The organism is Alishewanella sp. HH-ZS (assembly GCF_001704375.1).
Classification (GTDB): Bacteria; Pseudomonadota; Gammaproteobacteria; order Enterobacterales; family Alteromonadaceae; genus Alishewanella; species Alishewanella aestuarii.
The window spans coordinates 1-13,179 of the sequence record NZ_LZEJ01000022.1; the positions used below are offsets into that span (position 1 = coordinate 1).

Here is a 13,179-nt window from a genome sequence, read left to right on the forward strand (position 1 = left end):
TGCATGTTGATAGGGAATATGATGATGAAGTGGGTAAATCGAAGAGATCTGCTCTTCACGCAAGGCATGTTAAGTACTCAGTTGATAATCTTGCAGATTACAATGAAGAGGCATATTTAGAATGCCCTTACGCGAATCCTAGTTCGAGTCTATCCCGCACTAAAAGGAAGCCTGGCACTACGTCTGACGAAATTCTAGAATTGATCCGGTATTATCCTGATGCTATTTCTCTGGTACTGACAAAATCACTAGGTGTTATCTTTGAAGTTGACTTGTTTGAATCAATGCTAAGGATCTTTAAAAAAGAAGAGGGGCATCTTTTCAGATTCGTAAATAAGTATAATCTAGCATATTCATTTGCATACATGTCAGGTAGGCAAAGTATGTGGCAGCAAAAAATAGATATCAGGAACAGTGATTTTGGGCGTGATATTGCTGATGCAGTTAAGATAAAATCATTGTGGACATGGGTTAACAAAAAAGGTGAAATAGTTAGGAAACAAGGTGTTAGTTCTATCATAAAAACAGAGTTTTACTTCACAGATATTTTAGTCACAGATGTTGACGGTATCAAGAGGCTGCAATTTGATTTCGTAATAGAGCAGGATAATCAAGTTGAGCAGATTGAACTGTATCGTAGAACTATTCCGTTTGATGACTTTTTCTATTACAACCTCATAAATAAGCGACAGAGATTTATTGATGTTGTTAAAAAGCTAAAACTGTAATATGTAATATATTTTTTAGGTTTTTGAAGGTTATAATTTTATTCTTCCAAGCTTATTCTGCCACTTCTAATTGAAATGATGAAATACACCATTTTAGATATGGGTATTTTGGCAAAGCAGAACAGCATGACGGTCATCAGTATCCAGCAATCTGTATCGCCGGAAAAAGGACGCATTCTAAGAACGGTTCCACAGGACACTATAGATACTTTCTAATTTGTAAAAACAGGTTTGGAAGGATAATATTCTAACTAAAATCTAATCTGACAGACACCATGAAAAACTGGTAACTGTCAGATCAAGTCTGAACTAGCACAAATAAGCATCTTTATTGTTTTTTATTGATCATCTCTTGAGTACTGTACAAATAGTCATCTGAATTTTTCTTTGAAAGATATGATCTAAGAAATGATTCTGATTCATTAACTCCATAAACTCTGATGTTAATATTATCTTCATTAACGATATGCAAGTGGTTTGAGTGATGTCTAGCTCTTGGGTAAACTCTCCACGAAACATGCTCGTCAGAAATTTTTTCACATCCGTCTTCAGTTAAGAGAAATAGACAACCTTTAAGAGTTTCCACCACCGTACCGCAGCCAGAAGTTCTAACTTTTAAAACATCATCCACACGATTACTCATTCTTGAATATTTTACTGTGCCTGTGATTTTGTTATGTGCAGCAATTGAATTATCATTCGTTAAGAAATAATCAACGTCTCCACTTGACCAGCCATATCTAAATCTACTTGCTAAATCTAGTTTTTCAGGGGGCTCACCAAAGGCTTCAATTACATACTTTTTGTAAGTATTTAATGATATAGTATTATCGGAATCCATCCCGCTACCGAATTTTTCTATAATGTCATGTCTAATTTTTTTATATTTTTCTTCTGAATTTATTTCAGATTTATTCAAGATGTTCTTAAACTTATTAATGAAAAATCTGTCAGCATTTATGAATAAAAAGTTATTTATCCATTCGACATCAATGCAACTGCTGTTTGATATTTTCTTTTCTGTTGGATTGTTTGGGGTTGAGTAAAAACACGAGGTGAAAACTCCTTCATTTCCGGCGCCTAAAGCAACTCGTTGATACGTTTCTGGTGAAATTGAGAAGCTTTTCACACCAAATATCTTATTCTTCTTTCTTTCTTTCTTAAATAAAGCATCTCGATGGTTGGTATTTATATAATATACTCCATCATCGCCAGAATAATACAATCGATTGGCGAATAAGCTTATATCAGAAGGCCAGTATTTTATATGGATTTCGTCTCTTTTGAGATTTAATAGCTCGGTTTCATTTATCTCAGTGTCAATTACGTTTGGTAAAAAATCTCGAATGTTATTGTCTATAAAATAATTGAAAATTCTTTTATCATATCCGGATTTAAAACCATTTCGATTCTTTATGTAGTTGCAAATATCTTCCCATCGATATGACTTAAAGTTGAAATCTGTGTCAAGAAGATAAAGTATTCCTGAATAGATAAAAGAGTCTATAAAGTCTCCTTTTATTGTCAGGTTAAGCGCAAGGTTTGACATAACCACGCCCCTTTTCAAGGTTATTTACTTCCTTTTTTGAAAATAATTGCATCTTGAGCCAATTTTTTAATATTTCCGTTGGTGGGACATCATGAGGAGATCGTTCCGCAGTTACTGGATATCCATGCCACTCATTATTGTTGTCAGATCTAAACTTTGCAATGAATGCGTAATTCACGTCTGTTCTGCCAATTTCAAGTGGTTTTCGTGAAGTCACATGAGCTTCGACCCACCAGTAAAAATTTTTATGGCATAAAAGAGTTGCTTGGACGGCTTCGTTAAAAAAGCGTTTTTCTTCTGTTTCGCTCACCGTCCATTGTGTACAGTCACTTTTTGGAGGTCTTGTTCTATGCTTAGGATTCACTACATACTTCATTTCTTCAATTTTCTCTGACAAGTTAACTCCCTGCATTAGTCAGCAGAATTCCCCATTTTCTACACTGAAAATCATATTATTGTCAAGTCTACGTCCAAACACCAGTTTACTATGAATAGTATTGGAATGGAGTATTGCTCGGATAACGTAACGATTAAAAATTATGCATTATGGAATAGATTAATCGCAAACGGCGAATTGGTAACTGAAATTACGCTTGATGAGTACTCTGGACTTCCCCTAAAACACCAGAAACATGCCTCGGAAAATACGCCGCTATTCGCTTGAACTCACATCACTAAGCATCAGCTATCTATATGTTCTTACAGCTTATCTGTGTTGCATAAGTGTAAACTTTAGCTAAAGTAGTGACAGCTGCATCGGAATTCACTATGTTAGTTACAAGGTATACACTTTGTCTCTGATATAGCGAGAAATTTGCACTTTAATCACTATTAAAGTGTAAGGAACTTACCTCAAGATGGTTATTGAGTGTCTACAAAGTCAGGAGTTGTCCATAAAGGCTCGTTTCTTCAGTTAAATTATTGCCTTTTATTCAAACATTTTCCTGAGCCCTGTCATCATTTTATACCAATCGACTATCCAGTTTTTAGCCTCTTCGGGAAAAAAAAATGGCAATGTCAGGATAGTGGATATACTCAAAATCGAGATGGCAATGACGATGTAAAACGAATAAGTGTAGGTTCGCACTTTACTTTCAAACGTTTGCAGCTTTTTCTCGATACCAACAAATGCTTTATTTGCATTGACAGCATGTGCAAGCTTTTCTGAGTACCTTTCAACTTCATCAGTTTTACTTTTGAGCCGATGTGCAATCTCTGATGCTTTGCCAATTGCCGCTTTCAGTTCTGCACCAGCTCTAACCAACTCCGACCTTAAGCTTTCGGAATTGCTCTTCAAATCAGTGATGGCCCGTTGGCTATCTTCGAACTTAGCTTTGTAAGATCGCTTCGCTTTTAAAATATCAGATGCGAATTCGGTATACGGGGTAGCAATAAAATCTGCATCTAAAACATTGTTAGACACGTATTCCCTTACGCGTTCTCTATACTTATTTTCGTCTTCAGCAGACTGTATGTTTGGGCTGAGCAATTCTTTAGGTACAAAAATTTCAACCGTGGGCAAGCCAAAAGCAAAAAGATCTTTTTTCTTTCTTGCAGGCACCTTATGGCTCTTACATATTTCTATACCAAGCACAGTCCCAAAGCGGTCCGTAAAACCATTGTCATCAACAATCTTTATTCTGGCATCAACTCTGTAATCCTTTCCTTGATGGCCGAATTCGTACTCAAGTTCACTGTTTAAAATCCATACCTTGAATACATCTGACTCTTGCTTGCCAGGCAAAATTATTCTGAGTCTGACTGAGACACCTTTTCTGAAAGCAGACTTAAATTCTTCATGTTCAATACTTTCACTTTCAAGCGAGGGATCCGGAATGACACCTCCTTCGTACTCAGGATGTTTGACGAATTGTGCTAAATCCCTAGATTCGGTGTAGCGACTTACCAATTTTAAATACTGTACTCCTTTCCCTGCATAAAAAACTCTTCTCGTACGCCAAGACTTGCCTTTATTGACTGCCGACCTTGCAGTTATCCTAATCAACCTTCCGCCTTCCTCGTAATAGGCTATTTCATTCTCAGACCTTGAATATTCTTGGCTCATAGAAATGTTCATGTCGTTATCTGGTATGGCAAGTGGGGCTGCAGTAATAGCATCCGTCAAATTTATTATTTGGATACAGCCGGTAAGCTTCCTTTAACGCAGATTGGCAAGTGTCATGCTCGCCAAGGGAAATCTGATTTTCCGCGTTAGGTAAGTACTGACATGTATTTGCATTATGGATTTCATGCTCACCTGTTGATTGAGCGTTTTTATTTACGATATATCTAGCCATGGCAGGCTCCTAAATTGTAGTTAAAATAAAGCCCCAAGAAATGAGGGGCTTTCAGCGCAGATCAATTGGGTGTTGATCTGTAGTGTTCAGGAACCTTCGTACCATCTTTCTTGGTATGAGCTGGAACGTGAACCTTCTTCTTACCGCTTTGTGTCTTAGCCATGCTATAAACTCCAAACTTGAAAGTTAATGTCTGGCTGCTACAATTCAGATCCTGCTAAAAGGGGTAGCAACCACTCTGGTTGATACTACGATCTCTGACCGAGTGCGAATCGGTCAGAGGTCAAATCAACTTTCACCAACACTACATATAGTGGTGTTCTATCAAGATAGTGCGGCTATGTAGATATTGCAAGGTGGGAAACTGTATTTTTAAACAGTTGTCTCTGTCGGTTAGTAGCTACTAACTGGTTAACATCTGTGTTTAAAAGGTGTACAGTAAGGCAAGCTTTTTTATAGCCATAAATTTATTTCTTCTATCAATACTTTTTTAATAACCCCATACCCTATCGATCTCAACTCGGCGATTAGTGAGTTAAATACTTCCCCGGCTCTTATAGCTCTTTTCCCATTGTGTAAATCGTTTTTCCCATAACTTGCTTAGTTTATCGGCATGCATCCATTTACGTTCGATCTCCTCTTTTGCCGGCAACTCAACTCCAGAAAGCTGCTGGCTAAACATTCGTGGTATTACATGGCTATAGTGCTTCTCAATCATCTCGATACTGGTGCCACACTGCCTGGCTAACACGTCAATAGTCACACTCTGTGCTATCAACTCCCAGGTAATGAATGAATGGCGTAGAGAATACAAAGTGCGTTTACCATGTGGAGACTGGTCCAAACCAAGGTCTTTAAGTGCCGAGTTAAAGGTTCGGCCTATCTCGTTGGTCTCTGAACCATCGGGTAAACGGAAAATATAGTCTTGTGGCTTACGGTTAGGGAAGCGCTCAGTTAACCTGAGAATGGTATTTTGAATAGCGCGTTTGCATACCACTTCTCGGGTGCCAGTGTGAATCGTGGTTTTACCTTTGCGGACAGTGACAAAGAAAGTTGCTTTATCACCAGTGCGCTCTATGTGTAGATCACCCCATGTTAGGTTATCAATTTCAGTACCGGGACGCATACCTGTGTAAATCACGAATTCAGCATAATCCTGAGTGAGTTCACGTATTTGTCTGGTTATCTCTTTGCGACTACTTGTCTCAAGCTGATAAAGGTGGTCCATTACTCGCTCGAATTCTTCAGGGTTTAATGATGCTCTTCTAACTGCATGGTTACCCTTAACGGATAGGCCAGGGATCTGATTGTGCAACATCCACTTATTTTCGACAGCCTCTTTAAACACCATTTGCATTGCAGCATTGTGATTAAGAATGGTGGACTTAGCGGGGACTCTTCCGAGCTTTTCAATACGCCACTTATCGAATTCCTTTAATTTCTCTGCATCGATATCCGTTATCGGTGTGCGATCAAAAAAGGGAATATGGTATCGCCTTAAAACGAGAATATAGTCCTTGTAAATGACCTTTCCAGTTTCACGGTAAAGCTCGGACTCCATGGTCTGAATCGCCTTTTCGGCAACATCTTTAAACTGCTTGGAGCTAATCAGAATTCCAGTTTCGTGCCTAGTTTGGTACTCTACCGCCATTCTGAAAGCGACGTCGGCTGCTTTGAACTTCTCGGTCTGTTTGGTGGCTAGTGAATACCACTTTTTACCTGCCCGAAAACGGGCATACCAGTACTTACTATTAGACTGCTTAAAGATGTGTACACCTTCGCTGATTTGGTGACGTTCAATTTGTTTTGCCATAGCGTTCTCGTGCGAAGAATTTGCAAAGTTTGTAGCATGTTATTGAAATAATTAGAAGTTACTATAGCAAATGACCGTTCAAAATCCGCCGGGGGAAACTCCGTGTCGGTTCGAGTCCGACCCTAGGCACCAATTATCTCCAAATTAGCAGCGCTTTTTGCTGCGCTTCCGTTGGTTTTTGGCTCAAGTCTCATCAAGTAATCATGCGTAGAAAGTTGACAGCAGGTTAGCGCTGAAACATATATCGACAGCCACCGCAGAGCTTAGTCTATCTTAGGGCCACTGTTGCAGGATGCGCTGCAGTTCACCTGAGGCTTGCATTTTGATTAGTTGCTGATCAAACAGCTGTTGCAGCTGCCGATCTTTGACAATGGCGCCATAAGATTGGGTTACAAAGATAGGATGAATAACCAGTTCTGTATCAGGAAAATGTCGCTGCGTAATATAGCTTAGCAAGCGCCGCTCGCCAATCACCACATCGGCCCTGTGATTGACCAGTAGCTTAAGTTGTAATTCCCGTTCGGCTATCTCAATATAGTTAGCCTGTTTTACGCTGTTGGCGAACTCCGGGCCCAGTACACTGCTGGCAAACTGATAAGCAACGATTTTTTTATTATGTAAATCAGATATCTGCTCAATCTTTAATGACTTATGTTTAAGTGAGACGGCTACATCCTGAAATGGTAGGTAGTGGGCAGTGAAATGCCCGCTGTCAGAAGCAAAGGCTGCAGGGCTGGCCACATCAAACTTGCCGTCATTAAATTCTTTAATTAGCCGGTTGTAACCAAGCAGGTGGAATTCCGTTTGATAACCGAGCGTCTGAAAAATCTGGCGAATAATTTCTACATCAATGCCTGTAACACCGGTTGTGTTGTCATAGTATGCCCAGGGGGCGCCATCGTTAACCGCTACGGTCAGGGTTTTATCCAAGGCGTACAACCTGACAGAAAACATCAGTAGTAGCAGTACGAAAAGACGCATAGTATTACCGAAAAAAATTCAAATGAGCGTATTTGGGGGCTAGTTTGACCATCTGTATGCAAAGGTGCAAGCCATTTTCACAGGACAGGGGTTGATTGATTTGAGGGTTCGGCTTGGCGGTAGCGTTGTAGAATGTTAGCAACGGTGCCATCAGCTACCATTTGCTGCAACGTCAGCAGCAAGCGTGCCGTTAGCTCTGGTTGATGCTGATTTAACGCACAATATACATTGGCTGGCTCTGCCCATAATGGGTCCGCTTGTAAACCTTCGCTGGGATATTGTTGCTGATGATAAAGATAAGCCAGATCTACCGTTAAAACGGCATCCAGCCGTTGTTTCTGCAATCGGCTCAGATTGATTTGCAGTGAAGAGGCGTCATCGCGTACCGCTAAGCGTTGTGCGAAGATCGCATCGAGCTCCGGATAACTAAAGCCCCGATCGGTGCCCAGGCGCTTACCAAACAGGTCGGTAATATTTTGAATAGCCGGGCTGGTGCTACGTCTAACGATAACCTGCTGCGTGGTGAAAAGTGCCGGGCTCCATAGCAGTTGCTCAGGCTGCTCAACCCAGGCCGGGTTTAAAAAGCAGGCGATATCAGCATCGTCGCGCAGCAGCCATTGTTCAACACGGCCGCGCGGTAAAGGAAGATATTGCCAGTTCAACTCGCTGCGTTTACTAAGCTCATCCAGAATATCTTTGCTAATGCCTGCGCTGAGACTACCGCTTTCGTCAAAAAGGGCATAAGGAGGGGCATTGGAGGCGCTGACAATAGCTCTCACCGTTGTACGCTCGGCAACTGCCAGGCTACTACTTATTAGCAGAAATAATATAACCGGTAGGAAGCTGCGCACCAACACCTCAGATGAATACCGCTGCGTCTTTTACCATAGCACGATCTGTTTAAAAAACAAGCGGGTTGCTCCTCGGCTTGGCATACTGCTTCTGCAGCAGGACAAACACCTTCCGTAGTTTTCTGTGACACCATCTCAGATTAAACCTGTTGTCATTTGCTACCGTACTTTAATTTAGGTGTCAGCAATAGTCAGTGAAGCCGGTTGTCGCCTATGCTAAGCTCAAATTAGCAAAGTAAAATAGGCCGTCACAGCCATTCGGGAGTTTTGGTTGAAGCGCAAACTTGGTTTACCGCTCGCATTTGAATTACATCTGGCTGTTGCCTTGCTGGTATTGGTATTGTTTGTCATCAGTTTCCGGCTTTATGTCGATGCTGAGCGTGATATCGAGCTGGCGCATCAGCAACGGCTGCAGTCCTTCCTGCTGGCCGATGAGTTGCGGCAATCTTCTGATGACTTAACCCGTATGGTACGGACTTATGCGGTAACCGGGGACGAGCGTTACCGGCGCTACTTTAACGAAATTTTTGCCATCCGCAATGGCGACTTACCGCGTCCGGTCGACTATCACCATATCTACTGGGATCTGGTAGACGAAACTGATCGCCGTCCCCGAGCGACGGCCAAGGCGGTGGCACTACTGGACTTAATGCGAGAAGCTGGCTTTACCGAGTCCGAGCTGTCGCAACTGGTGTCGGCGAAACAGGCTTCGGACGCCCTGACCCAGATTGAGCAGGAAGCGATGCGCTTGGTCGCCAGCGGTGAGCCAATGCTGAGGGAGCAAGCGCTACGGATGCTGCATGATACCGCCTATCACCAGGCCAAAGCCGGCATTATGCAACCGATCGACCAGCTATATAGCCTGATGCGGCAACGTACTGATGCTGCAGTCATTGCCGCTGAGCGGCAGGCCAGGTTACTGCGGGCATTATTTGTTTTGCTGGGCGTAATGTTACTGTGGTTACTCTGGCGCTTTAAGCAGCGGGAGCGTGCCGTTCTGGGCGCACCGGTGACGGAGATCTACCGGCGGATTGAGCAATTGGGGCAGGGCGTTTTTACGCAACCTGCGCCTTTAGCCGAGCAGGATACTAACACTGTACTCGGTTGGTTAAGTCATACGCAGCAGCGACTCGCCCAGCTTGAGCAAAATCGTCAATCTGCACAGCAGCGGCTACAGCAACTGGCACATTATGATCCTCTTACCGGCCTACCCAACCGTTTTTTACTGGCTGAACGACTGCAACAGGCGATGCAACAAGCCAACAAGCAGCAACAAAGTCTGGCTCTGGCCTTTATCGACTTGGATGGTTTTAAAGCGGTAAATGATCAACTTGGCCATCCGCATGGCGACAGGGTATTACTGGAGCTAAGCCGGCGTCTCAGCGAACAGGCTGCCGCTGGCAGCCTGGTATCGCGGCTCAGCGGTGATGAGTTTGTGTTATTACTGACCGGGCTTGAGCATAATTCCGATTGTTCGGCGATATTGCAGCAAGCGTTGGATGCTATGGCAACGCCAGTTCTGATTGATGGCGTTAGCTCTCAGCTATCGGCCAGTATCGGGGTAAGTTTTTATCCACAGCAGCTGGCTGTTGAGCCGGAACAACTGCTACGACAGGCTGATCAGGCAATGTATCTGGCCAAGCAGGCGGGTAAAAACCGTATTCACTATTTTGATCTGGCGGCCGATCTGCAGGCCAGAGATCTGCATCAACGCCTGCAGGCGATTCAGCTCGGCTTAGAGCAAAATCAGTTTGAGTTGTATTATCAGCCAAAAGTGGATTTACAAAGCGGTCACTGTATTGGTGTCGAAGCCTTGATCCGCTGGCAGCACCCGGAACTGGGCTTGTTAGCGCCCGGGACTTTTTTACCGCTGATTGAGCAACATCCGCTTGGTATTACGCTTGGAAACTGGGTACTGCGCCAGGCCTTAACCCAGCTTGCGCTCTGGCAGCAGCAGGGACGCAGTTTGCCGATTTCGGTCAATATTGCCGCCAATCATTTACAACAGCCGGATTTTTCGCAGCAACTCACGCAACTGGCGACGGAGTTTCCGCAGGTTTCACTGAAATGTCTGGAATTAGAAATCGTTGAAACCAGTGCCTTGCAGGACTTTCAGCATGTCTCTCAGACCATGCTGGCTTGCGCCGCATTGGGCGTTAGTTTTTCGCTGGATGATTTTGGTACCGGCTACTCTTCATTGTCATATCTGAAGCGATTACCTATCAGTACCTTAAAACTGGATCAAAGTTTTGTCCGGGATGTCCTGACCGATGCGGATGATCTGGCGATCCTGCAAGGTGTGCGTCTGCTGGCTGAGAGTTTTCAGTTAAATACCATTGCCGAAGGCGTCGAAACGAACGCCCATACCCAGAAATTACTGGAGATTGGCTACCGTTATGGTCAGGGTTATGGTATTGCCCGGCCGATGCCAGTTGCTCAATTGGAACACTGGCTAGAGGCACAGTCTTAATACCGGCATTGTTGTGCACCAACCGCAACCGAATGCTTTTGGCGGATATTTACTGCTTTAACAAGTAACCTGGTAACCGAACCCCGCATTTATTTCAGATTAGGCTTATGTAGGGAAGTTGTAATCACATTGATGCTAGTTTAGGCTGGTATTTTTAAGACTGAGTTCGGAACAGACTCAATGAAGGAATTGCAGGAAAATTTGTTGCTGTCACTATCTATGGATCCGGTATTGGATAGTGGTGATAAGGCACTGGCTGAGCAGGCACTATTACAACGTTGTGTGGATGGTTTAGAGATTGCTCGCGCTAGTATCTGGCTGTATGACGAGAAGAGGAATGCTATCCGTTGTCAGCAGATATGTCCGGCGCAACAGGCCGCGACTGAGCTGCCAGCGCTAACCCGGCAGCAGTTTCCACGTTATTTCGCTGAGCTGGATAAAAAGCGGGTGATTAAAGCGGTAGATGCCCGTGCTGATAACGCGACCTTTGAGTTCACCGAGCCGTATCTTATTCCGCAGGATATCTGGTCGATGCTCGATGTGCCGTTACGCTATCAGGGTGAGGTGATCGGGATCATTTGCTGCGAAGAGATTGCCCGCTATAAACACTGGACCGATGAAGATGCCGGTTTTGTCGGCGTATTATCGGATCTGTATGGCCGTATTCTGGCTGCTGCAGAGCGGCAACGTTATCAACAGCAACTGGAGCATGCCAATGAACGGCTGGAAAGCCTGGTCAGGGAGCGCACTGCTAATTTGCAAAAAACGCTCGATCAGCTCAGACAAACCCAGCAACATTTGATTGAATCGGAGAAAATGGCGTCGCTGGGCAATTTGGTTGCTGGTATTGCACATGAAGTGAATACGCCGGTCGGCATCGGCCTGACTGGCATCTCACACTGTAGTTATCTGTTGTCGGCTTTGGCGGACAGTGTGCGCGCTGGTATTCTCGGTAAGACGCAGCTAGAGCAAACATTAGCTGAGCTACAGCATTCCACGGCATTAGTCGAGCGCAACCTGCACCGTGCAGCAGAGCTTATTCGCCAGTTTAAACAAAGTGCGGTTGACCAGTCGCACTATGAATTACATCAGTTTGCGATTGATGATTATATCCAGGCCGTCTTACAAACCTTATTGCCGTTTTGCAGACAACATGAGGTGCAGTTGGAACTGGATCTAAACAGCGGCTTGGTGTTGCACTCTTATCCTGGCGCTATTGCGCAGGTGTTAACCAATTTGGTAACCAATGCCTGTATTCATGCTTTTGAGCCGCCGCAGGCGGTTGAACGGGCGCGGATCCGGGTTGCAACCCAGGCTTTGAGTGATGGACGCTTGTTGTTGCAGCTTACAGATAACGGTTGTGGTATACCCCGGGATCATTTGCCGCGGATCTTTGAGCCGTTTTTTACCACCCGGCGAGGTCGTGGCGGCACCGGACTTGGATTGTCTATCGTTTATAATATTGTGCAAAAAAATCTTGGTGGTGAACTTACAGTGGCATCTAAACCGGGTATTGGTACCCGGTTTAGTTTGAAGTTGGGTAGTTCGTCACCCGAGTCTTAAGGCTTAGCTACCCGGTAAAGGAATAAACTCTTCCTCGTCGCCGGTCACCTTGGCGAAGCGGCCGGCCTGCCAGTCGGCTTTCGCTTGCTCAATCCGCTCTTTGCGACTGGAAACGAAATTCCACTCGATATAGCGTTTACTAATGCTCTCGCCGCCAATTAATGCCAGCTGACACTCGCTAAGCGCCTTAACTTCAAGTTCAGCGCCAGGATGTAATACCACCAATTGCCGCGCTTTAAGCACGGTGCCGTTGAGCTCCAACTCACCACGGGTCAGGTACAGCGCCCGTTCGGTAACATTAGGTAGTTTAAGGCTCTGTCCCTGTTGTAGCCGTGCTTCCAAATACAGGGTTTCAAAAAAGGTTTTTACCGGAGAAGTGACACCATAAGCGGAACCAATCATTACCCGTACCGGCACGCCCGCCAATTCCAGCGTCGGGATCTGAGCGGCAGGATAATGATAAAACGCAGGTTCACATTCTTCGTCGGCTTCCGGTAGCGCCAGCCAGAGTTGTAAGCCATGCAAAGGGTGGGGCTGCCGCTGGATCTCTGGTCGCTCGCGCTCGGAATGCACGATACCACGTCCGGCCACCATCAGGTTAATATCCCCGGGCTGAATTGGCTGATAACTGCCAACCGAATCGCGGTGTAGAATTTCACCGGCAAACAGATAGGTTACCGTTGCCAGATTGATATGCGGATGTGGCCTGACATTGACGCCGCTACCGGCGGAAAATTGCGCAGGCCCCATTTCATCAAAAAAGATCCAGGGCCCGACATTACGTTGTTCGCGCACCGGTAAACAGCGGCGTACGGTAAAGCCACCGAGATCTTTAGGTTTAGGATCAATAATCAGGGCGATGCCCGGACAGCTTTGTCCCAGTTCACATTCGGCGTCGACTTGTAACTGTTCATTACTCATCAAAAG

Annotated in this window: 10 protein-coding genes; 3 read left to right on the forward strand and 7 right to left on the reverse strand. The window is 44.5% G+C overall.

Translation table 11 applies throughout. The annotated features are described in order from the left end of the window. Positions 1-728, forward strand: a 728-nt coding sequence (locus A9165_RS16905) for a hypothetical protein (RefSeq protein ID WP_065955785.1), incomplete at its 5' end; no start/stop codon positions are given. 328 nt (positions 729-1,056) lie between these two features. Here the strand turns inward: A9165_RS16905 and A9165_RS10125 are convergent. The 6 genes from A9165_RS10125 to A9165_RS10150 form a co-directional block, all read right to left on the reverse strand. After that, positions 1,057-2,277 (reverse strand): hypothetical protein, encoded by a 1,221-nt coding sequence (locus A9165_RS10125; RefSeq protein ID WP_065955786.1) that lies wholly within the window; start codon positions 2,275-2,277, stop codon positions 1,057-1,059. Continuing rightward, positions 2,258-2,674, reverse strand: a complete 417-nt coding sequence (locus A9165_RS10130) for a hypothetical protein (RefSeq protein ID WP_141686147.1) — start codon at positions 2,672-2,674, stop codon at positions 2,258-2,260. Before A9165_RS10130 ends, A9165_RS10125 begins: the two co-directional genes overlap by 20 nt. 531 nt (positions 2,675-3,205) lie before the next feature. Next, a complete protein-coding gene (locus tag A9165_RS10135) occupies positions 3,206-4,342 on the reverse strand; it encodes a hypothetical protein (RefSeq protein ID WP_141686148.1) in 1,137 nt (378 codons plus the stop codon). A 767-nt stretch (positions 4,343-5,109) separates the two neighbouring features. Further along, positions 5,110-6,387, reverse strand: coding sequence for a tyrosine-type recombinase/integrase (locus tag A9165_RS10140; protein ID WP_065955789.1), 1,278 nt, complete (start codon positions 6,385-6,387; stop codon positions 5,110-5,112). A 273-nt stretch (positions 6,388-6,660) separates the two neighbouring features. Further along, complete coding sequence (locus tag A9165_RS10145; RefSeq protein ID WP_065955790.1) at positions 6,661-7,368, reverse strand: ABC transporter substrate-binding protein; 708 nt, start codon at positions 7,366-7,368, stop codon at positions 6,661-6,663. Positions 7,369-7,445: 77 nt separating this feature from the next. Then, positions 7,446-8,147 (reverse strand): ABC transporter substrate-binding protein, encoded by a 702-nt coding sequence (locus A9165_RS10150; protein WP_255365695.1) that lies wholly within the window; start codon positions 8,145-8,147, stop codon positions 7,446-7,448. 343 nt (positions 8,148-8,490) lie between these two features. Between A9165_RS10150 and A9165_RS10155 the strand changes: the two genes are divergently transcribed. After that, positions 8,491-10,689, forward strand: coding sequence for a bifunctional diguanylate cyclase/phosphodiesterase (locus tag A9165_RS10155; protein WP_065955791.1), 2,199 nt, complete (start codon positions 8,491-8,493; stop codon positions 10,687-10,689). Positions 10,690-10,893: 204 nt separating this feature from the next. Next, positions 10,894-12,252, forward strand: a complete 1,359-nt coding sequence (locus A9165_RS10160; protein WP_255365696.1) for an ATP-binding protein — start codon at positions 10,894-10,896, stop codon at positions 12,250-12,252. Between the two features lie 3 nt (positions 12,253-12,255). On the opposite strand, the gene A9165_RS10165 is transcribed toward A9165_RS10160, so the two are convergent. After that, a complete protein-coding gene (locus A9165_RS10165; RefSeq protein ID WP_065955793.1) occupies positions 12,256-13,173 on the reverse strand; it encodes a pirin family protein in 918 nt (305 codons plus the stop codon). Positions 13,174-13,179: the final 6 nt, after the last annotated feature.